Raw genomic sequence first — 20,461 nt, 5'->3', positions numbered from 1 at the left:
AAGGCCTCTCCCACTGCCTGCGAGGTTAGCTGTCGGATTCGGATGGGAGACACCCGGCCGGCCGGTACACGCATGGCACCAGGCGCGACTTCACCCCAAGACCTGCCCGAAGCAGGTCGCTGTTGGTTTCCCCGTCTCTGCCGGACGAAAGTTGCGAACGGATCCCGGGCAGCGGCAGAGTTAGGCAAGTCTGCTCGAGAGTGCCGCATTCGGAGAAACCGGCACGACTTAGACCGTACTTCACTCCGGCATCAGTTGTCACATTTGAATAACAGGAGACGTAGATCACAGCTATATCTACTTCTGCCCAATACCCCCTCCCGGTATAGTTTCTGTTGTTGTCAGTGAAGTGGTATGTCCCGGCCGGCGCCCAGCGTCTGGCTTTCACAGCCGTTCAATCCCAGCGCCCATTGGTCCTTCGTCAAGGAATGGAAACTGACATGTGTGAAACTGAAATCCGTACCCAGCTGCCGCTTGCCGCGGCGTCGGGGTGCAGCTGCTGCTCGGCTGAAGCCGCCCTTGCCCCCACCGCAGCCAACGGTACCGGTACCGTTGAATTCGCTGTGGACGGCTTGACCTGCGGGCATTGCGTGCAGACGGTCGAGAAGGCAGTCTCTGCCCTTGATGGGGTGGAATCTGCCTCCGTTGACCTCGTCCCTGGCGGCCGCTCCCGCCTGCGGGTGCGAGGTATGGCTGACGCGGCAGCGATGCGGGAGGCTGTGACGGCCGCGGGGTACACCTTGGCCAGCAGTTAACATCCGCATTTCTCCGGCGCCCATCCTCCGGGGCCTTGCGCTTCCCAGGAGAGGTCCCACGGCCAGCGTATACAGCCCGCTGGCCCGCGGGCGAGGGCGGCCTTAGCGCCTGAAACCAGGCGTCACAGATAATCCGGAGCACTCCGCTGCCGTGAGGGACGGTGAAACGGAATGCCGCCCGGGCGCGTTGACCAGTAGGAGACCTGCAGGAACACCCTGCCGGTTACCCTTGTATTGAAAGAACCTGTACCGAAAAGGAGGAAGTGTCGTGACCGCAGTACACCGTCGTCGTCTCACCGCCTTCTTCCTGCGGGCCGGGTTCCTGACTGCGGCACTGGCCATCATTTTTGGCATTTTCGGCATGCATGTGATGATCGGCGCCCACGACATGCCCTCAGGCCCCGCCATGTCAATGTCAGGCTTGAGGGGGACGATGCAGCTGCAAACCACGCCGGCCAGCCATACCCAGGCTATCGGGATGTCAGCAGGCGTGGCTTCCAGTGATCCGGCGGCCACGGGTTCCTCCTCCTCCTCCTCTTCCTGTGCCCCTGCAGGGCCGTGCACCAAGATGTCAGCCGGTGGAGGGGCCTGTGTCCTGGCCCCGGGAACCACGACTCTCTCCGCCCCCTTGCCTGGGCCAGCGCCCTATGAGCTGCCCGATTTTGGTGCAGCCGCCGTGCTCGGCAGCACGTATGCCTACTCACCGGCCAGCGCCTCCCCCGGTGATCTCTGTATCAGCCGGACGTAAATCACTCCTCTGCGCCGTGCCTTTCACCGGCGCATACTCCAGCCATCGGCCCGCATGAAACAAGCCGGACCCCGCACGGTCCGCTGCATGCCAGCCCACGGGCGCACTTGCGCCGCTGATACTTTGAGGACCCTGATTTTGATGAAAAAAACTTTGACACTTTCTGCTGCCGCCATCGCCGCGGCCATCGCCCTGGCCGGCTGCTCGACCGGGTCGGGATCTGGCGGCTCTGAGAGCGGCGGCATGTCCGGGATGAACCACGGAAGCTCCGGGATGTCATCCACCGCCGCCCCCGCAAGCTCAGCGGCGGCTGCGGCTGCCTTCAATGATGCGGACACGATGTTCGCGCAGATGATGATCCCGCACCACACCCAGGCCGTGGCCATGAGCGACATGATGCTCAAGAAGCAGGGTATCCCTGCCGCCGTAACTGACCTGGCCGCCAAGGTCAAGGCAGCCCAGGGCCCGGAAATCGACAAGATGACCGGGTGGCTTCAAAGCTGGGGCCAGCCCACAGCCATGCCCACCGGTACGGCTTCAGCGCACAGCATGGAGGGGATGATGGGCGCCGATGACACGGCCAAGCTCGAAGCCGCCCAGGGCGCCGAGGCCGCCAAGCTGTTCCTTACCCAGATGATCGCCCACCATGAAGGTGCCGTCATGATGGCCAGGACCGAAACCACGGATGGCAAGAACACTGATGCGGTACAGCTCAGCAAGGACATCGTCAGCTCCCAGGAAGCCGAGATCCAGGAAATGAAGGACCTGCTGGCCACTCTGTAGTCAGCGCCCCAACGGGTGCCGGCTCTCTTCCCCCTGGGGGGCCGGCACCTCCCCTGTCACCCTTCCCGGTTACCCTGGTCCGCCCGGTTGGCCGGTCCGTCCTTTGGAGTTTCCCGTGCCCCTACACTTTTCACGCCATCGCCGGCCTGCCGCTGCCCTCGCCGCCGCCGGCGCCCTGCTGTTGACCCTGTCAGCCTGTTCCCCTGGCACAGCCAGCGCGCCCGATGCCGCGTCCCCGGCTGCAGCAGGGCGGCCCAGCTCCCACGTTCACGGGCTGAGCGTGAACTCCGAAACCGGGCAGATACTGCTGGCGACCCATGAAGGGCTCTTCGACATCTCTAAAAACACGGGTGTCAAAATCGGACCAAGCAACGACCTGATGGGTTTCACGACCGCCATGGACGAGGGCGTCTTTTACGCCTCCGGCCATCCAGGCAAAGACTCAACACTGCCCAACCCGCTGGGACTCCTCAAGAGCAATGACGGGGGAAAGACCTGGGACCAGGTTTCCCGGCAAGGGGAATCGGACTTCCATACGCTGACCACAACCAAGTCCGGACTCGTCGGCTTTGACGGAACCATGCGCACCAGCACCGATGGCTCGACGTGGAAGACCTCGTCTGCCGGGTTCACCCCCGCCGTCCTGGCCGGCAACCCCTACAGCGACACCGTGCTGGCAACGACTCCTGAGGGCCTCCGACGGTCCTCCGACGCCGGGACCACCTGGACCATGATCCAGGGAGCGCCGGTTATCCAGTTCGTCGCTTTCGCCAGCGCCGCGGAAGCGGCCGGGGTCACCCCGGACGGCAGCGTCTATCTCTCCGTGGACGGGGGCCTTACCTGGAGGAGCACCGGAAAGATTGACGGCAGTGTCCAGGCCGTCGCCGCATCCGAGGGATCCGGGGGCACCCCGTGGATTTGGGCTGCCACGATGAGCGGGCTCGTCGTATCCACCGACGGCGGGGCCACCTTCCGCCCTGCAGACGCCGCCTGACGCTGATGGACATCGGCGGGTTTTTTGCCTCCACCGTTACCTCCGGTGCGCTGCTGATCGCCATCCCGCTGGCGATGACCGCGGGCCTGGTATCTTTCCTGTCCCCCTGTATCCTCCCCCTGGTACCCGGCTACCTCGGTTTCGTCTCCGGCCTGACCGACCCCACCCAACCGAAAAACCGCCGCCGCGTCCTGGCAGGAGTGGGGCTGTTCGTGCTCGGATTCGCGGCGGTCTTCACCCTCTACGGGGCGGCATTCGGTGCGATCGGCTCCTGGCTGCTGCGCTGGCAGGACGCACTCATGCGCGGCATGGGCCTGGTCGTGATTCTGATGGGGCTGGCACTGCTGGGGCTGGTGCCCTGGCTGCAGCAAACCCGCAAAATCAACCTCGAAAGGCGGACGGGCCTGGCCGGAGCCCCGCTGCTCGGCGTCGTCTTCGGCCTCGGCTGGACCCCCTGCATGGGACCGACCCTGAGTGCTGTCCTGTCGCTCAGCGTCACCACCGGCAGCGCCGGGCGCGGCGCGCTGCTGGCCTTTGCCTACTGCCTGGGACTGGGCATTCCCTTTGCCCTCACCGCACTGGGACTGGGCTGGGTCAGTAACGCGCTGACCTTCGTCCGTCAACACATCCGGGCCGTCAACATCGCCGGCGCCGCCCTGCTCATCGTTCTGGGCATCCTCATGGTCACGGGAGTCTGGGTTCGCTGGATCTACCAGCTGCAAAACCTCTCCGGGACCTTCCTTACCCCCATCTGACACATGCGGAGCCGCAAGCACCGCTTTAGCAAGGAGTCGCTATGAATCACCATCTGGACCGGCGCCGCTTCCTGGGCCTATCGGTCGCCACCGCCGCGGCCGCAGCCCTGGCCGCATGCACTGCCAGCACTAAACCCAGCACCGTGGCGGCGCAACGCATGACGGCCTCCGACCCAGCCGTCGCCGAACGTGAAGCCGTGCGCCCCTCTTCCGGGAACACCGTCACCCAACCCCTGCAAGCGGCTGCGCTCACTGCCGCGGTGGCAACCAAGACAATCACCACCTGGGGGTACAACGGCGCACTGGCCGGACCAGCCATCCGTGCCAAGGCCGGGGACCGCCTGAGCGTGAATCTCGTCAACGACCTCAAAGACGCCACCAGCATCCACTGGCACGGACTCGCCCTGCGCAATGACATGGACGGGGTCGCGGGCCTGACCCAGGACCCCGTGGTCGGAGGGGGCACGTTCACCTACGATTTCCGGCTCGCCCACCCCGGCACCTACTGGTACCACTCCCACGTGGAGATGCAGCGCGAACGCGCCCTGTACGGTGCCCTGGTCATCGAAGACCCGGCCGAGGAACTTGTCTACGACCGCGACTGGGTCATCATGCTCGATGACTGGCTGGACGGCATCACCGGCACCCCTGACGAAGTCGTGAAGGAGCTCTCCGGCGGCATGTCCATGTCCGGTTCCATGCCCGGAATGGACCACGGCTCCATGTCCGGGTCAATGGGATCGACCCCCTCCCCCTCGGCCGGACAGGGATCATCGGGCTTGAGCCATATGCTGATGGGTTCCCGCAGCGACTTTTTGGGCGGTGACGCCGGGGACGTCCGCTACCCGTTCCACCTGTTCAACTCAAAGGCACCGGACCAGGCCGAGATCCTGAGCGCGAAAGCAGGGGATGTCATCCGGCTGAGGATCATCAACGCCGCCGGGGACACCGCCTACCGGGTCGGGATCCCGGGACAGAAAATCACCCTCACCCACGCCGACGGGTTCCCGGTTAAACACCAGGACGTTGACGCCGTGGTCCTCGGTATGGGCGAACGCATCGATGCGCTCCTCACCGTCAGGGACGGCTATACCCCCGTCATGGCGCTGGCCGAGGGCAAGACCGGCCAGGCACTCGGGTTCATCAGCACCGGCACCGGCAGGAAGCCCCTGCCCGCCGTACTCCCGAACAAACTGGAAGGTACGGTGGTGGACGGGGGCCAGCTGAAAGCCGATCCTAAAGTCGCGCTGGCGGACAAAACCCCGGACCGGACCCATGACGTTCACCTCACCGGCAGCATGATGAACTACGACTGGGGCATCAATGGCAAACGCTTCGACATGAACAACCCGTACGGTAACACCTTCGATATCAAGGCAGGTGAACGGGTTGAAGTGAATTTCATCAACGACACCGACATGTGGCACCCGATGCATCTGCACGGGCATACGTTCCAGGTCTCCGGCGGCGGGGCACGCAAAGACACTGTCATTGTCCGGCCCAAACAGACCGTGACGGTGATCTTCGACGCCGACAACCCGGGCCAGTGGCTCACCCACTGCCACAACGCCTACCATGCCGAACGCGGCATGATGGCCGTCTTCTCCTACATCAAATAAGGGACCCGGCCATGAACACCCCTGTCGCGACAGAACTGTTCTTCCCCTCCCCTACCGTCAGTGCCTTCCAACTCGGGCCGTTGACGGTACGCTTCTATGCCCTGGCGATCCTGGCGGGCATTGTCTTCGGGGTGTGGCTCACCGCACGGCGGCTGCGGGCCCGGGGCGGCAGCACGGCCCAGACCCTGGACATCGTGGCCTGGGCGGTACCGTTCGGCATTGTCGGCGGAAGACTTTACCACGTCATCACCGACAACCAGCTCTACTTCGCTCCAGGAAAAGACCCTTGGGGTGCGCTCAGGATCTGGGAAGGGGGCCTGGGGATCTGGGGAGCGGTCGCTCTTGGACTCGTCGGCGCCGCGATCGGCGCCCGCCGCGCCGGGGTCCCCTTCACCGCGTTCGTGGATGCCGCTGCCCCGGGACTGCTGATCGCCCAGGGGCTGGGACGCTGGGGCAACTGGTTCAACAACGAACTCTACGGCCAGGCCACCGACCTGCCCTGGAAACTCCAGATCCATGCCATGAACCAGGCCACCGGGCAGGCGCTGACCGGACCCGACGGCAGCCCCGACATCATCGGCTACTTCCAGCCGACCTTCCTCTACGAATCACTCTGGTGCCTCGCGGCGGCGTCGTTGCTGATGTTCCTGGACCGCAGGTATGTGTTAGGCGCCGGGTCGGTGTTCGCGTTGTACATCACCTTCTACACCGCCGGCCGGTTCGTGTTCGAGCTGCTCCGTTCCGATCCCGCCAACACCATTCTGGGGCTCCGGGTTAACACCTGGGTTGCGGCGCTGGTGTTCCTCGCCGGGCTGGTGCTCTTCCAGATCCGCCAGCGCCGGCCGCGCTCGGCAGTAGTGCATCGGAACGTCAGCACGACCCGGCCTACTACCGACATTCAAAGCAAAGGAGCACCGCTATGAGCAACGCGGCCAAGCGACGCAGTGAACACCAGGCGATCGTCGCCTCGATCCGCGCGAAACAGAATGCAAAGCAACGCAAATGGAACCTTCTGGTCTATGGCGGCTTTGGCCTGCTCCTGACTGCCATCATCACCATTGTTGCCATCACCGTGGTGGGCTCCCTCCAGGAACGCAACCAAGCGGCGGACGAGGCCCGCAAACCCATTCAAGGCGTCCAGACGTTCACTGGCCTGTCCCGCAACCACGTCCAAACGGCTGTGGAGTATCCTCAGGAACCGGGCGTTGGAGGAGACCACGCCCCGATCTGGACGAACTGCGGCATCTACACCACCCCCATCAACGAACAAAGTGCAGTCCATTCGCTGGAGCATGGCGCCGTGTGGCTGACCTACAAGCCCGACCTCGCCGCCGCCGACATCGCAACACTCACCGGCCTGGCCCGGGACAAACCGTACGTGCTCCTCAGCCCGGACCCGAACCAAACAGCCGCGGTTAAGGCGACGGCATGGGGAACACAGCTCGAACTAACGGCAGCCGACGACGCCCGTATCCCCGTATTCATTCGCGCCTACGCGCAATCGCCGAATGCACCCGAACCCGGGGCCGCCTGCACCGGCGGAACCAACGGCTGACCCGCTCCCAAAGGGCCCATCATGAAAAACTACCGCAAGCCAAAACAACCGACCGATTTCCAGTCACGCTATCGGCGGCACCGGCGGCTGGTCCGCACCGGGCAGCTCCTCATGGCCCTCGGCGCCCTCGTGGCCATCGCCCACTGGATCGCCCACCTCGCACCCACAGGGCAGGGACCGAGCCCCATCGAGGACATCTTCATCGGCTACCCCACCGGTGCTTTACTTCTCCTCGCCGGCGCAGTCCTCGCCGGACGCACCGAGACGAAAAACCACTAACATGCCGCCCCTGGATGTCGTCCTAACCTCCTGGACGATGAACTGGCCGGCCCTGGCCCTCCTGACCACGGCCGCCCTGCTCTATGCGCGGGGCCTGCGACGGGCCCGGCTGCTGCGGACCCGGTGGCCGTGGCTGCGGACCGCGACGTTCTACGCCCTGGGTCTGGGCAGCTTTGCGCTGTTGAGCTTTGGGTTCACCGGCGTGTACAGCCATGATCTGCGCTGGGTCTTCACCCTTAAAATCACCTCATACCTGTTCATCGTTCCGCTGCTCGTCACCGCCGGTAAGCCCCTCACCCTGGCCCGGGCAACCCTCGGGACCGCCGGGACCGGAAGGCTGGACCGGTTCCTGGCACACCCGGTGATGCGGGCCCTGGCCAACACGGTGGTCGCTGCGTTGCTGGGCCTGGGAATTTTCACGCTCTTCCTGACCCCCCTGTTCTACCCCTTGCGGACCGACGCGTTCTGGGACGTCGCCCTCACACTTCTCGTGCCGCTGACCGGATGCTGATGGTCGTGCCCATCATCGAAGATGCCTCCTCCAAAACCGTCAGCGCGATGATCATCGTCGAGTTCATCTACGTCTTCATTGAACTGGTCGCCGACGCCGTGCCCGGGATCATGATGCGGATCAGCCCGCAAATCCTGGACGGGGCCACGCAAGGCCTGACCGGGCATGCTGGCTGGCTTCCGGGACCGCTGCGCGACCAACAACTCGCCGGTGACCTGCTGTGGTTCCTCGCAGAAACAGTCGACGTGCCACTGATCATCCTTATGTTCGTCCGCTTCGCACGCAGCGACCGGAATGAAGCAATCTCCTACGACAACCTCACCGACGACCAGCTCGAGGCTCTGAACAGCGAACACCTGAGCGGCCCCCGCCTACCCCAGGGGCCGCCGTGATGCCCGGGCCATCCGCGTTCGCGCAGTTACCGAAGGCACCAGAGCGCGCCCTGCCACCGATGGGAGCCACCAGCCACGTCATCCAGGCCGCCTCGCGAAGGACACTCCCAAAATCTCCGGCCCAAACACAGGGCACCCGGGAGGGCTGCTCCCCTCCTGAAGTCACTGCGAACCGGGCCTCACTCACAACAGCAAGGGACGATCGTGCATCAAGTCACACCCCCTCTCCCCCTCGGCCTGACCAGAGAACGGCCGCTGTCCTGACGCGGCGAAGACTGGTCGCCACCGCCCTCCTGGGCGCAGCGGGCATCACAGCCCTGGCAGGATGCGGCTCCACTGACGCGCTGACCGACCAAGCGAAGGCGGGCGATAACAAGAACTACATCGCCGGGGATGGGTCCGTCACCGAATATGCCCCCGCGCAGCAGACCCCGCCGGTCGTACTGACCGGCAAACTCTACGACGGGACGGTGATCAGCTCAGCGGCCTGGGCCGGCAGAGTTGTTGTACTCAACTTCTGGTACGCCGCCTGTGCCCCCTGCCGTCTCGAAGCCCCCCCGCCTGGAGTCCCTCTGGGAGCAGTTTCAACCCGACGGAGTCCGGTTCTACGGCGTTAACATCCGGGACGAGGAACAGGCCGCGACTGCTTTCGAGCGGACGTTCGGGATCACTTATCCGAGCATGCAGGATAAGGATGGCGGGATTTTGCTGGCCATGGCACAGTACGTCCCGCCCCAGGCCGTACCCTCCACCCTTGTCCTGGACAAGCAGGGACGGGTTGCCAGCAGGATCCTTGGCCTGGCGGACCAGGGCACCCTCAAATCCCTGATCGTCAGCGCGCAGGCTCAATGAGACCAGGCGGGGAACCAAGTGGGCTCTCGGCAAAGCTTGCACGGTCCGGGAAGGAACGTTGTTGATGGCCCGTTCCCATGGGGATGGTCGGCGGCTCACCCAGGAAGTCGTTTTCGGACAGCAGGAATGAATGGATACTGATGGAAACTGAGAAGAAAATGTGGCGTACCGATCAAGGGACGCTGCTGGACGTCGTTGTGGACCGGGCCGCCATGGAGTCGCGGCTCGCGGACTGCACAACCGTGGAACGGGTCTGGCTCCTCACCCTGCTGGGCCGCGGGGATGAAGCGATCACCGAAGGCCGTGGGCTCCTGGAAACCTCCGAGGATCCTTTCAACGCTCTACTTGTCCTGGCCCATGCCTACCAAAGGACCTACCAATGGAGGCAGGCCGCGCGGCTTCACGAAGAAGCGCTCCGGCTGGCCCATACCAGAACCAGGGAAGCTCTCGTGCGCCATCAGATAGGAAGGCGCCTTTTCGACGAAGGTCTCTACGCGGCCGCCGCAGCGGAATTTGACTGGGCCCAGGATCTGTACCGCCATGCCGGAAGGACACGTCAAGCCGAAACGTCCCGACAAGCCAAAGACCGCGCCCTGAAAATTCACGCGCAAGCCATGCCCCGGTAGGCCCAGCGCCTTCATTCCGTCCATCCGCCCGTCACGGACAGCAGTCCCAACACCATAGAGACAGGAGAAGATACAGCCCATACACCGCGGAGGCCGCCACCACCACGCGGCACTGCAGCACGCACCACAGTCAGCGTAACCACACGATAAGGAGAGAAAAATGACACATGGAACAACCCACAAGCTCCTGGACTCCTACCCCAAGGACCTGAGCGGTATTGACCAGCATAAACTCGCCGAATGCATCGCAGCCTGTTATGACTGCTCCCAAGCCTGTACCGCGTGCGCGGATGCCTGTCTCAGCGAGGACATGGTCGCTGAACTGGTCAAGTGCATCCGCACAGATCTGGACTGCGCCGACCTCTGCGCCACGACGGGAAACATCCTCTCCCGCCACACCGGCTACGACGCCAACATCACCCGCGCCGTACTCCAGGCGTGCGCCACAGCATGCAAAGCCTGCGCCGACGAATGCGAACAGCATGCCAGCATGCACGAGCATTGCCGGATCTGCGCCGACGCCTGCCAGCGCTGCGAGACAGCATGCAATGAGCTCCTCGCCGCGCTTGGCTAAGTAAACCCAGCCAGCAGCGGGGCGGCTGTTCTTTGCGCGCCCCGCTGCTCACAGAGCACTGTCCGGCCAAAATGGTGGTCGGTCCCGGGGCACGGTTATGCCTGACGACGTGGGCCGGCCGGGCCGAGTTCGTGCGCCCTCTGCCTTGACGACCAGGACGGCGATGAGGGTGGTGACAGGGATCGCAAGGACCAAACCCACAGAGCCAACCAGCGTGCGAACCACTTCCTCCGAGGTCTCGGCACTGGTCAGCACTTCCCCTAACGGCCGGCCATAGAGCATCACAATGATCAGGACAGGCAGCGCGGCTCCGGCATAGGCGAAGGCAATGGTGTAAACCGTCGAGGCGATGTGGTCGCGGCCGATGCGCATGGCGGACGTGAAGAGGTCGTGCGCCGTCGTTTCCGGAGCAAGCTCGTAGAGTTCCCACACGGCGGATGACTGCGCGATGGTGACGTCGTTCAGCACCCCGAGCCCCGAGATGATCAGCCCGCACAGGATGATCGCCGAGATCGAGATGTTGCTGGAGATGCTGGACAGGGTTGAGGCTTCAAAACCTGCTTTTCCCCACAGGTTCGCAGCATCCGTTGACCATGCGGCCAGCAGCGCGATGATGCCGAGCCCGAACACAGTGCCAAGCAGAGCTGTGGACGTGCGCGCGGAAAACCCGTGGGCGAAGTACAGCATGCCCATCATGATCACGGTAGATCCCACAAGGGCCAGCAGCACCGGGGGTTTCCCTTCTGCCAGGCCGGGCAGTATGAATGCTGCCAGAACCGCAAACGCCCCGACGAGGCCCATAAGCGCACGCAGCCCGCGCCAACGTGCCACGGTGACCACCACGACGGCGTAGAGCATGGCCAGCAGCAGAACAGGAACCGTGCGGACAAAGTCCACGAAAATGTAGCGCGGAGCCGCAGGGCTGGAAGCCACGCCAGGGGAAGCCGACAGGTCAACGTAGGTGATGTTGTCCCCCGCTTTGACACCATGGGACTTTGCCACATCAGGATTAATGATCACTTTCACAGGCGTGCCGCCCTTGTCCGGTTCGGTAAATGCAAAGACGCACTCCGTGTCCGCCTGGACCTGACTGCCCTGGTTTCCTGCCTGAACGCAACCTTCGTGCAGAACCCGCTGAATTCTGCCGCTCTCGAACGTGGCCCCGGGGGCGCCGGAATAAGGGTTGTTGAGGGCGATGCCTTCCCTGCTGCCTGATGGCCACATCCAGATCATGGCCACTAACGTCAGCAGTGCCAGCGGAGCCAGGATCACCAGGAGTAACCGGTTGGCCTGCCAGCGGGAGCCCGTCACAGTAGATGATGAGCCGTGCCCGGCATGGGGGCGCCCTTGTCCCTGAGCCATCAGGAGCTAACCCCGCATGGGAAATCTTTCGCGGCCCGATTCGGGGGACGTCCGTGGCCTTCGATCGATATGTCAAGCGCCGGCTCGTCGCCGCAGCTCCTCCACGACAAGGATGACAACGCCGGTATCACGAAAGCCTCCGTCCCCTCACTGTCCGTAGAACGGCTGCGGTCACTACTCCTCCGGCCATGATGACGAGACTGGCCGCGCCAGTGTCGAACAGCGGCGACGCAATAGCAGGAACCTCTCGTGCAGTGTCGGCAGCTGTAGTCACTGACAGCCAGTACCCGGCAGTCGCTGCAGTCCACACAGCCCCGGCGACGCAGACAACCCAAGTCACCGGGGAGAACCGGCAGCTGCCAGTTCCATACGACAAAGCGACCGCGAGTACAGCCATTCCCGCTGCCGCCAAAATCAGCCCTGCGAACAGGAACCGCCCCGCCAAAATTCCGACGAGGATGCATGCAGCAGCAACCAGGACCAGCCGTCTGGACGACAGCGGCATGCCGGCCTGAGGGCCAGAAACAGGAGAACTGGAGGTTTTCGTCCCGATTAATCATGTTTTCCTTGCTTGCCTGCCACTGCTCCAAATCCCGTCCCAAAGGACCAACGGCTACGGTGGACGCTTGCAATCTAGAGTTCTCCATGACGCCTAACAAGGGCGTCATGGAGAACTCTACCGCTGGTAGGTGAGGATGGCCCAACAAGGGTGCTTCCAAGGACAGTCGGGACCTGAATCCCCGTTGGCTGTGACAGGTTTGTGGCGCCGGTAGGACGGTCATTCTGGCCCCACGTTATGACTCGACGGGCACTTGTGACGGTTATATCGCCCCAGCTTCAACTTTGGATTCATCAGTCGATGGATACGGCGGAGGGCTGGTCTGGCCGGAGTCAAGGTGGAGTTGTTCGCGCGGATCAGTGCGTTGTTGACCGGTGCAGGCGCATACCCGCGGGACAGATAGGGCTTGCTCGTCCATCGGTTGACCGAACCCACCGCCGGTGCGCCCGCTCGATACAGGGCCTCCTAGGTGGTCTCGTGCACCAGATGCAGCTCAGGCCGGTCAGGGAAAAGGGCCTTGATCCTGCGGCAGATCAAGCCGGACTCCACCACTTGTTCAAGTGCTTCTGGATGAATTCCCGCAGTTCGGGTCTCCCGGCGATCTTGCCCTGCCCGGGGCGTTGACGGCGGGTGCGGGCCAGCTTCTGCGCATGGTGTGGCGGTAACTGCCGCATTGGTGCCGGTTTCGGCGGTTCCCGGCTCAACGTCGACGGCGCCCTGCCCAGCTCCTGCACGTTTAAGCAAAGACTGTGCCCGCCGCGGTAGCGGTCCGCAATCGTGATCCGTTCGTCCTCCGACAGATACCCTGCGGAAACGGTCTCTGCCGGCTCCCTGATCAAGGACACAGCCGGATATTGATTAGTCATACCGAGGCCATCCAAACCTGTTACAGCCATACTTGCCAGGCTCATCGAGGAGCATGGCGGCCAGGAACTGTCGCATTCGACGGCCGCTTATGCCTGCCGCAACGTCATCCGAAGTTGCGCGGGCGTGCTTCCCGAAGTCTCAATCTTCAAGCGGGGGCCTCTGGTCACGTCAATTGGGGAGCGCCGTCCCGTCTGAGAGCAGGCAAAGGATTTCCTTCAGCACGGTTACGCTGGATGGGTGTTCTCGGCATTCCTGCGCCTTACCCCAAACCTGCCACGCCTGATACCGCGTATGCGGTTCCTCAAACAACCCGCCACCCAGGGATTGATTGAGCCCCCACGTCTCCAGAGGAGGTCGCCTTGAACTACCGGTTCCTGCTGACAAGGCGCTGGCTGAGCTTCCTGGTCCTTGCCGTTGTTGTCGCGGCGGCCTGCGCAGGGTTGAGCAAATGGCAGATGGATCGGCGCAACCAGGCGGTTGCTGAAATCCGGCGCGTCCAGCAAAACTACGTAAAACCTCCTGTGCCGTTCGAGCAGGTGGAACAGTATTTTTCGGTGTCTGATCCGGAAATTAAATGGACAACGGTGACGCTTAGTGGTCGATATCTGCCCCAGGATCAGCGGATTGTCAGGAACCGGCCAAACAATTCCGCGCCCGGTTATGAGATTCTTGTTCCCTTCCGACTCGGCACGGGCGACACGGTGATAGTGGACAGGGGCTGGTTACCCATCGGCAACTTAAGGTCTGGGTACCCCGATGTTGTCCCATCTCCACCAGCGGGAAATGTTGAGGTTATAATCCGGATCAAACCGTCCGAGCAGGCGCTTGAGGGTAGGACGGCGCCTGAGGGTCAATTGCCGAGTATCGCCCTGCCTGTCTATGCCAAGCAGTTGGAGTACCCACTGTTGACCGGCAGTTACGGGCTGATGGCCTCCGAGTCGCCTGCGCCCGACGTTTCGCCGCAACAGCTCTCCATGCCGGCTGTTCAGGAAGGATCGAACCTTTCGTACGCGATGCAATGGCTCACCTTTGGAATACTTGCCTTCGTTGGGTTCGGGCACGCGGCCCGCCAACAGGCCCGTATTGCCAAGGAGGAACACGAGGACCAGAGGCAGAGCGGCTCCCACGACCCGGCTTTACAGGTCCGCCGGGAGGACAAAGCCCGCAAACGCAACACTTCCGATGACGAAGAGGACGCCCTCCTCGACAGGCTGGGACTATAAAGGACACCGCGGGGATTCCCGGGACGCGACCGTCTCCATCGCGAGCCTTAGGCGGGCTGCCAAGGGCTGTCATTTTCCGGCGCGGACGATAGTGACGGCGCCCTTGGCGGTCATTCAGGTAGCGGGTGAACCGCGGTTTCGTTATTCCCTTCAGACCGGAGCCGAGGACCTGGCTGTTGCCGATATAGGTCCCGAGCTGGCCAGACTGGCTGGAAATCGGGGTGGCGTAATTCTGAACATCGGGCCCGTGTCTCCCACAGGGATGCCGGCAGTATTGAAGGTGTTTTCCACCAGCTGGTTCCAATCCGGGATCACCCGGTCTGGGCGTAGCTGACAATGTATGGAGCGCAGCTTCGAGCCAGTGTCGGATCCGTCGAGGTGGTGGTGGATGAAGCTAATGGAGCTCCTGGGCGTCAACCGGAGCCCGTCTGTTGCTGGGGAAGCCAGTAGGATCTACGCAAGGCGGGGCACCTGCTGCACCTGTCACCCTCGTCTGGAACGGCCTTGGTGGCCCGAGTTCCGGGACCGACGCTGCGCCAAGTAAAAGATTCCTCCGGCCACAGTGGGCAACGCCCCGGCGATGCCCACCGTCAGGGGGGCATTCTCATTATTCGGCGGTCTGAACCGGTCCCCGCGACATCGGCCGGGTCCGTTGCGGTCGGGGAGCTGGCAGCCGCCGGGGAAGTTGATGACGGCACGGGACCGTCACCGCCGTGGTTCATCCCGGGCATGCTGCTGCCGGAGTCAGCTGAGCAACCGGTCACGGCGATAGCGGCGGCAACGGCAACCGACGAGATGGTCATGTACTTCTTGCTCATGGGTGTTGTCCTGACACATCAACGACGCGGGAGCCGCGCCATTTAGGCATGTAGCTGAAATGGGATGCAAAAGCCGAGCCGGCCCTGTTCCTGGTTCGCAGCAGGGAGTCCGCCAGATCTCCCCACAGCGCCAGCGGGACGGGGAGGTCTCGGGGTGCGGTGGAACGTTTGACTGAGATCGTGTCCTGCCCGTGCGTGCTCCGGTGAAGCCTCGGTTTGCCCACTGCTGCAGCGGTGGCTTACACCCCGTTCAGCCATAACATGATGGCCTCCGTGGGGCAGCCTAAGCCAGGCGGGCTTGTTGTCGTCCGGCAATGCCGTTTCCTTGGGGCAGCTCCAGATACAGGACGCTCCATTGATGAGTTTCCCGGCCGGAGCGGCTGTTTCCGGTAATAACGTGTGGACTCGGTGAGGGATAGGTTCACACGTGGACACCTTCCTGGTTCACCTGCTGTCTTCCTGCCCCAGGCACTTTCTTGTTGCCGGGATCTTGGCTACCGGAGCGGAACGATCCGCCAAGGCCGTTGCCGAAGGGATCTGGTCTGGATTCATCAGAATTTCGGTGGCAGCATCACGGCCAAAGGTCGTCAGTGTCCACACCGTATCCCCTTCCTTGATCAGCCAATCGATCCCGTTGACGCTAACGCACCTGTCCGTGGTGGGGCCAGGGACGTTGACGCCGCAACGGAGGATCAACCGGGAGGGATCTCCCCATGCGGCTGTGGCTTGGCTGTTGGTCTTGCCCGACGTCGCGTCCCCGACAGAATTGGGCAGAGCCACCATCATCGGCGCGCATGCCGGGTTTGCCGCGTCCTTCGCAGAGTTTTACGTCCACTACCTGGGAGCACGCCGTAAGGAAAACACCTGCAGCCGCCGCCGAGATGCCGAACCAGCCGAAGCGCCCGGCCTGGGAGGTAATTCTGTGCAGCAGGCGCATCTCTACACTCTAGAGGACGCCCGGGACAGGCGCGTTTCAGGTCAGGATGGGTCTCAGAGGCCGAGGCACTGGTCTGGCCGCAACCGAACAGTGGCAGGCCGGGCTGCCGGAAGGTGCACAGGACCCGGCCAACGGCAAAAGATGAAGCAGACCTCGGCGCGAAAGGGTTCCCGGAACCCGGCCCTTCCCAACCTCCGACACCGCGGAGCAGCCCATTGAGCCACCTAGTTGTACCGGCAGGTGCCCGAAGTGCACGGCACTTTCGGCGCCTGCCGCTACTCTTATACGTGCCAGTGCTTTTGCGGAAGGAGGACCCTATGACTGTGGCCCGAATCGGCCCCGTCGCGTCGTCTCTCCGGCGGGCGGGCTTGGTGACCGTTCTTCTGTCCGTGCTGCCGCTATGTTGGCTCTGCACATATTGGCCGGCGCTCATGCCACGGCGGCCAATACCTCGGTGTCGGGGGGCCCAAACATCGCCGCCGCCGCCGAGAGTGCTCACTCCCCCGTTTCGGCTGGTGGTGAGGGCAAAGCCGGCGGCCGGTCTTCCTGCATCACTGCCGCTGATTGCCCCAACATGTCACACACTGGCTCGAGCTGCGTCCTCTCAGCAGCCAAGACTTCATTGTCGGCGCAGCCACCTTCTGCAGCGTTTGACACCCAGGCCGCGCCCAGGACTGATGACGAGCGCCCCCACTATGTGTATCTAGGTGCTGCGCCGTCGCCCGGTGACTTCTGTATCAGCCGGACATAAACAATTAGCCGGAGATAAAAAAGGCTCTCCCGGCGCAGCCCCGGGACCGTTGCGGCAAATTCACGCCAACGTCCCCACTGCTGACAGTCTGAATCCGGGACACAACTCTCCTTACAACAACCAGGCCCACTCCACATCGGGAGCAGTTCCCAAGGCGCTTGGTTGCGCTGGAGTGTGGCTTTCAGGCTCGCGGGCAGGGAGGAGACCCTCTTGGCGCGGCACCGGAGGCTCCGCGTCTTCAGGACCCCATCCGCCACATACCCGACATTCGGGTTCCGTCCCGGCCTACAGTGCCCTGCCGGCGGACCAGATCAGGTAGCCGGGCACAAGCCGTGCGCGTGACAGTACCGGGCGCCGAAGACCGGGTTGATTTCAGCAAGCATCAGAACTGTAGAAGGGAAATGTTATGAGCGATATTCCACCGGCTGGGCGGTGGTCCGGCACGCGTGCAACTGGGCCGGGGAAGCTGCTGGGTTTTGTGGCGGCCAGCGTTCTGGCGGGCGTCCTGGTTGCTGGTTTGTTGGTGCCCGGGGCAGCGGTGGCAGGGGCGGCTCTGAGCGGCTCCAATGCGCTGTTCGCTAGTCTGCCGGCCGAACTGGCGGTCGAACCTCCTTCACAATCCACCAAGGTCCTGGCCTCGGACGGACAGATCATCGCCACTTTTTACGCGGAGAACCGCTCCAGCGTTCCGCTGGATGAGATGTCTCCGTACCTCAAGGACGCCATCGTGGCGATTGAAGACAGCCGGTTTTTCGAGCACGGCGGAGTCGACGGGCAGGGTATCCTGCGTGCCCTGGCACGCAACCTGACCACCGGCGCCCGGCAGGGCGCCTCCACGCTGACTTAGCAGTATGTCACCAACGTCATCAACGAATCCCTTGCTTCTTCGGGCCGCGAATCCGAAATAGTCCTCAACGGGCAAAAGGAAATTGGCGACAAACTGCGGGAGATGAAGCTGGCCATCGCCCTGGAGAAAAAGTTCTCCAAGGAACAGATCCTTGAGGGGTACCTGAACATTGTGTTCTTCAACCGGGACGCCTACGGCGCCGAAGCTGCGGCCCGGTATTACTTCAACACGACCGCGAAGGAATTAACCCTGCCGCAGGCCGCCCTCCTTGCCGGGTTGGTGAACAGCCCGAGTTTCTACGATCCAGCCGTAAACCCGGACAAATCCATCGCCCGCCGGAACCAGGTCCTGGGCAACATGCTCGCGCAAGGGAAAATACAACAGGCAGAGTACGACGCCGCGGTCGCGACCGGACCTGACCTGCAGCTCACACCCTCCCGGCAAGGCTGCGCCGGCGCCCAAATGGCACCGTACTTCTGCAACTACGTTGCGCGGTTGGTGCTCAACGACCCGGCCTACGGCTCCAACGTGTCGGAACGGGAAAGGAGGCTATACCGTGGCGGCCTGACGATCAATACCACTCTGGACAGCAGGCTGCAGAACGCGGCGCAACAGCAAGTCGATGCCACTGCCGGGCCAAACCTTGGCAAGTGGGGCGCATCCCTTATCACCGTGCAGCCAGGAACCGGGAAGATCCTGGCCATGGCCCAAAACACCGTGTACCTGCCGCAGGACGGGAAATTCGACACGCAGCTGAACTTTAATGTCGATGCCAAAGACGCCGCCGGGAACGACCTTAACGGGGCCGGTGGCTTTCAACCTGGATCCACCATGAAACCGTTCATATTCGCCCAATGGTTAAACGAGGGCAAAAGCATCACCGCGACAGTGGATGCGTCCAAACGCGTCTACCCGGTCGGCTTCCCATGGAAATCGACGTGCGGGAAGGTTTCCGGCGCCTACAGCACGGTCCAGAAAGCTGCCCGTCTGGATGCCGCGGACGACCTCCAGAACGCCGAGGAAGGGTTCTACCGGCCCATGCCAGTAAATTACGGGCTGTACAACTCCATCAACACCGCCACATTCGCCTCGGCAGCCCAACTGGACTTCTGCGGAATCCAGAAAGTAGTCGACGCTCTGGGGGTGCGCAACGGCCTGGACAGCACGCCCGTGAACATTCATCAACTCGGCAATCTCCTGGGAGGCACCGGCGTATCGCCTCTAAACATGGCCAACGCCTACGCTACATTCGCCAACGACGGGCAATACTGTGAACCCCGAGCCCTGGTTCGCATCACGCAGGCCGACGGAAGCGAACTCCCCGTCCCGGGAACCACCTGCCGCGAGGCCCTCAAACCGGACGTCGCCAAGGGCGTGAACTACGTGCTTCAAGATGTCCTCAAACGAGGCTCGGGGGTATACATCACACCTAAGATCCCCGCCGGAACACCGGCCGCCGCTAAAACGGGTACTTCAAACAACAACGGCGCCACCTGGGTGGTGGGTTACACTCGAGGACTTGCTACAGCCTCCTTCTTCGGGGACGCGCTGGAGGGACAACAACGCGCAGGACAAAACGTAAGCATCAACGGCAAGTTCTACAAAGGCATCGACGGGTACATGATCGCTGGCCCACAGTGGGCAAATTACATGTCTCAGGTCGCCGGCCTGTACTCCACGGAAGCGTTTCCCGAACCGCCCGAGACGATGATCAGGAATCAGCCCTCAAGCCCACCAACTACGGCAGCGAGGCCGGCACCTTCAGCCTCGCCGTCCCGCTAACCCTGATCGGAGAGGGCGGTGGCGAGGTGGCTGCGCTCACGGGAACCCACCCGCGACGCAGCAATTTCGCTGCCGCCTGAATGTCGGCGACCGGCTCAGAGCGCCTGCGGACCACTCCCGTCGATCCCGCCACAGTCGTCAACCAGCTTGGCAGAGACACCGTCGCAGAGGAGTCGCTGGTCGAGTCCGTCGCGGTCCATCTCACCCACCGCCAGCACCGGTCTGTCCTCGTCGTCCCGCTCGCCCGCACCCCAAACACCATCCGAAGGAGGGCCACTGATGGAACCGCCCGCCCTTGCGCACGACCCGGCACCGCAGCCACGGAGCGTTTCGCCATCGATAGCGGCCCGGCACAAGCCACAGACGACGACACGGATCGCGGAATGAATCTCACGAGGCGCGTCGCGTCCAAGGCCCGGTCTCCTTGGAGGGCCACGGTGCCACTTTGTGCCCGATCTTCTGCCGAAGCCCGCCCCGAGCGCTCGATCGTTACATAGTCCAGCGCTTGGCGCACCTTGAGATAGTCAGGGTGGTCGATTAGGGCAGGCGCTGTGAAATCGAAGATCGACATAGGTCATCCAGGGGTACCATCGGAGCCGCCGGGAGACTCCACGAGGTCGACCAAATGCCTCATGCCTGCTTCGAGGTCGCGCAGCTCCGCGTCGGACGGCACAGCCGGGAGCCCGCGTCCTTCCCGCTTGGCGGCGCTCAGTTTTTGGTGGATCTCCGAGATCAACGGACCAGGGCCGGAGACTTCGTGGAGCTCCTCCGGCGTGAAGCCCCAGGGACCGAGAGCGAGGATCGCGCCGGCTGCCAGCAGGCCCGCCTTCGCATTCATCCCGGGCGCTTGCACGCAGCTCGGCTTCAACCAC

Annotated in this window: 17 protein-coding genes, 3 pseudogenes and 1 riboswitch; of the genes and pseudogenes, 16 read left to right on the top strand and 4 right to left on the bottom strand. The window is 63.2% G+C overall.

Annotated elements, in window-relative coordinates; translation table 11 throughout:
- A riboswitch (cyclic di-AMP (ydaO/yuaA leader) is annotated at positions 1–197 on the bottom strand.
- Between the two features lie 243 nt (positions 198–440).
- From PV772_RS15205 to PV772_RS15140, 14 genes and pseudogenes are all read left to right on the top strand, one after another.
- Positions 441–755, top strand: coding sequence for a heavy-metal-associated domain-containing protein (locus PV772_RS15205; RefSeq protein WP_347886675.1), 315 nt, complete (start codon positions 441–443; stop codon positions 753–755).
- Between the two features lie 268 nt (positions 756–1,023).
- Positions 1,024–1,503, top strand: a complete 480-nt coding sequence (locus PV772_RS15200; protein WP_240617791.1) for a hypothetical protein — start codon at positions 1,024–1,026, stop codon at positions 1,501–1,503.
- Positions 1,504–1,644: 141 nt separating this feature from the next.
- Positions 1,645–2,286, top strand: a complete 642-nt coding sequence (locus tag PV772_RS15195; protein ID WP_109045784.1) for a DUF305 domain-containing protein — start codon at positions 1,645–1,647, stop codon at positions 2,284–2,286.
- 115 nt (positions 2,287–2,401) lie between these two features.
- Positions 2,402–3,280, top strand: a complete 879-nt coding sequence (locus tag PV772_RS15190) for a F510_1955 family glycosylhydrolase (RefSeq protein ID WP_347886674.1) — start codon at positions 2,402–2,404, stop codon at positions 3,278–3,280.
- Positions 3,281–3,285: 5 nt separating this feature from the next.
- Positions 3,286–4,035 carry a cytochrome c biogenesis protein CcdA gene (locus PV772_RS15185; protein ID WP_347886673.1) on the top strand — a complete coding sequence of 250 codons (750 nt, stop codon included), beginning with the start codon at positions 3,286–3,288 and terminating at the stop codon, positions 4,033–4,035.
- Between the two features lie 41 nt (positions 4,036–4,076).
- Positions 4,077–5,654 (top strand): multicopper oxidase family protein, encoded by a 1,578-nt coding sequence (locus tag PV772_RS15180; protein WP_347886672.1) that lies wholly within the window; start codon positions 4,077–4,079, stop codon positions 5,652–5,654.
- An 11-nt stretch (positions 5,655–5,665) separates the two neighbouring features.
- Complete coding sequence (gene lgt, locus PV772_RS15175) at positions 5,666–6,577, top strand: prolipoprotein diacylglyceryl transferase (RefSeq protein ID WP_347886671.1); 912 nt, start codon at positions 5,666–5,668, stop codon at positions 6,575–6,577.
- On the top strand, positions 6,574–7,209 hold the full coding sequence (locus PV772_RS15170) for a DUF3105 domain-containing protein (protein ID WP_347886670.1): 636 nt from the start codon (positions 6,574–6,576) through the stop codon (positions 7,207–7,209). Before lgt ends, PV772_RS15170 begins: the two co-directional genes overlap by 4 nt.
- Before the next feature lie 21 nt (positions 7,210–7,230).
- Entirely contained in the window at positions 7,231–7,488 is a 258-nt protein-coding gene (locus tag PV772_RS15165; RefSeq protein ID WP_347886669.1) for a hypothetical protein, read from the top strand.
- Between the two features lies 1 nt (position 7,489).
- Entirely contained in the window at positions 7,490–7,999 is a 510-nt protein-coding gene (locus PV772_RS15160; RefSeq protein ID WP_347886668.1) for a cytochrome c oxidase assembly protein, read from the top strand.
- Positions 8,000–8,004: 5 nt separating this feature from the next.
- Positions 8,005–8,391, top strand: a complete 387-nt coding sequence (locus PV772_RS15155) for a cytochrome c oxidase assembly protein (protein ID WP_347886667.1) — start codon at positions 8,005–8,007, stop codon at positions 8,389–8,391.
- Positions 8,392–8,684: 293 nt separating this feature from the next.
- A pseudogene (locus PV772_RS15150) lies at positions 8,685–9,243 on the top strand (TlpA disulfide reductase family protein).
- A 140-nt stretch (positions 9,244–9,383) separates the two neighbouring features.
- Entirely contained in the window at positions 9,384–9,869 is a 486-nt protein-coding gene (locus tag PV772_RS15145; RefSeq protein ID WP_109045803.1) for a hypothetical protein, read from the top strand.
- 160 nt (positions 9,870–10,029) lie between these two features.
- Positions 10,030–10,443, top strand: coding sequence for a four-helix bundle copper-binding protein (locus PV772_RS15140; protein WP_109045793.1), 414 nt, complete (start codon positions 10,030–10,032; stop codon positions 10,441–10,443).
- 48 nt (positions 10,444–10,491) lie between these two features.
- On the opposite strand, the gene PV772_RS15135 is transcribed toward PV772_RS15140, so the two are convergent.
- Together PV772_RS15135 and PV772_RS15130 are read right to left on the bottom strand one after the other, a co-directional pair.
- A complete protein-coding gene (locus PV772_RS15135) occupies positions 10,492–11,754 on the bottom strand; it encodes a YibE/F family protein (RefSeq protein WP_240617793.1) in 1,263 nt (420 codons plus the stop codon).
- 1,143 nt (positions 11,755–12,897) lie between these two features.
- Entirely contained in the window at positions 12,898–13,275 is a 378-nt protein-coding gene (locus PV772_RS15130; RefSeq protein ID WP_347886666.1) for a hypothetical protein, read from the bottom strand.
- A 315-nt stretch (positions 13,276–13,590) separates the two neighbouring features.
- Between PV772_RS15130 and PV772_RS15125 the strand changes: the two genes are divergently transcribed.
- Positions 13,591–14,454: an SURF1 family protein gene (locus PV772_RS15125; protein WP_109045795.1), complete on the top strand. Its 864-nt coding sequence runs from the start codon at positions 13,591–13,593 to the stop codon at positions 14,452–14,454.
- A gap of 1,262 nt (positions 14,455–15,716) precedes the next feature.
- Here the strand turns inward: PV772_RS15125 and PV772_RS15120 are convergent.
- Positions 15,717–16,209 (bottom strand): annotated as a pseudogene (locus PV772_RS15120) (DUF3515 domain-containing protein).
- 1,157 nt (positions 16,210–17,366) lie between these two features.
- Here PV772_RS15120 and PV772_RS15115 point away from each other — a divergent pair.
- A pseudogene (locus tag PV772_RS15115) lies at positions 17,367–19,589 on the top strand (transglycosylase domain-containing protein).
- 574 nt (positions 19,590–20,163) lie between these two features.
- Here the strand turns inward: PV772_RS15115 and PV772_RS15110 are convergent.
- Positions 20,164–20,427, bottom strand: a complete 264-nt coding sequence (locus PV772_RS15110) for a hypothetical protein (protein ID WP_109863928.1) — start codon at positions 20,425–20,427, stop codon at positions 20,164–20,166.
- Positions 20,428–20,461: the final 34 nt, after the last annotated feature.

The sequence above is a fragment of the Pseudarthrobacter sp. CC12 genome, assembly GCF_039907755.1.
Taxonomy (GTDB): domain Bacteria; phylum Actinomycetota; class Actinomycetes; order Actinomycetales; family Micrococcaceae; genus Arthrobacter; species Arthrobacter niigatensis.
The sequence above is the reverse complement of the archived record's forward strand: the minus strand, read 5'-3'. Positions and strand labels throughout refer to the sequence as shown.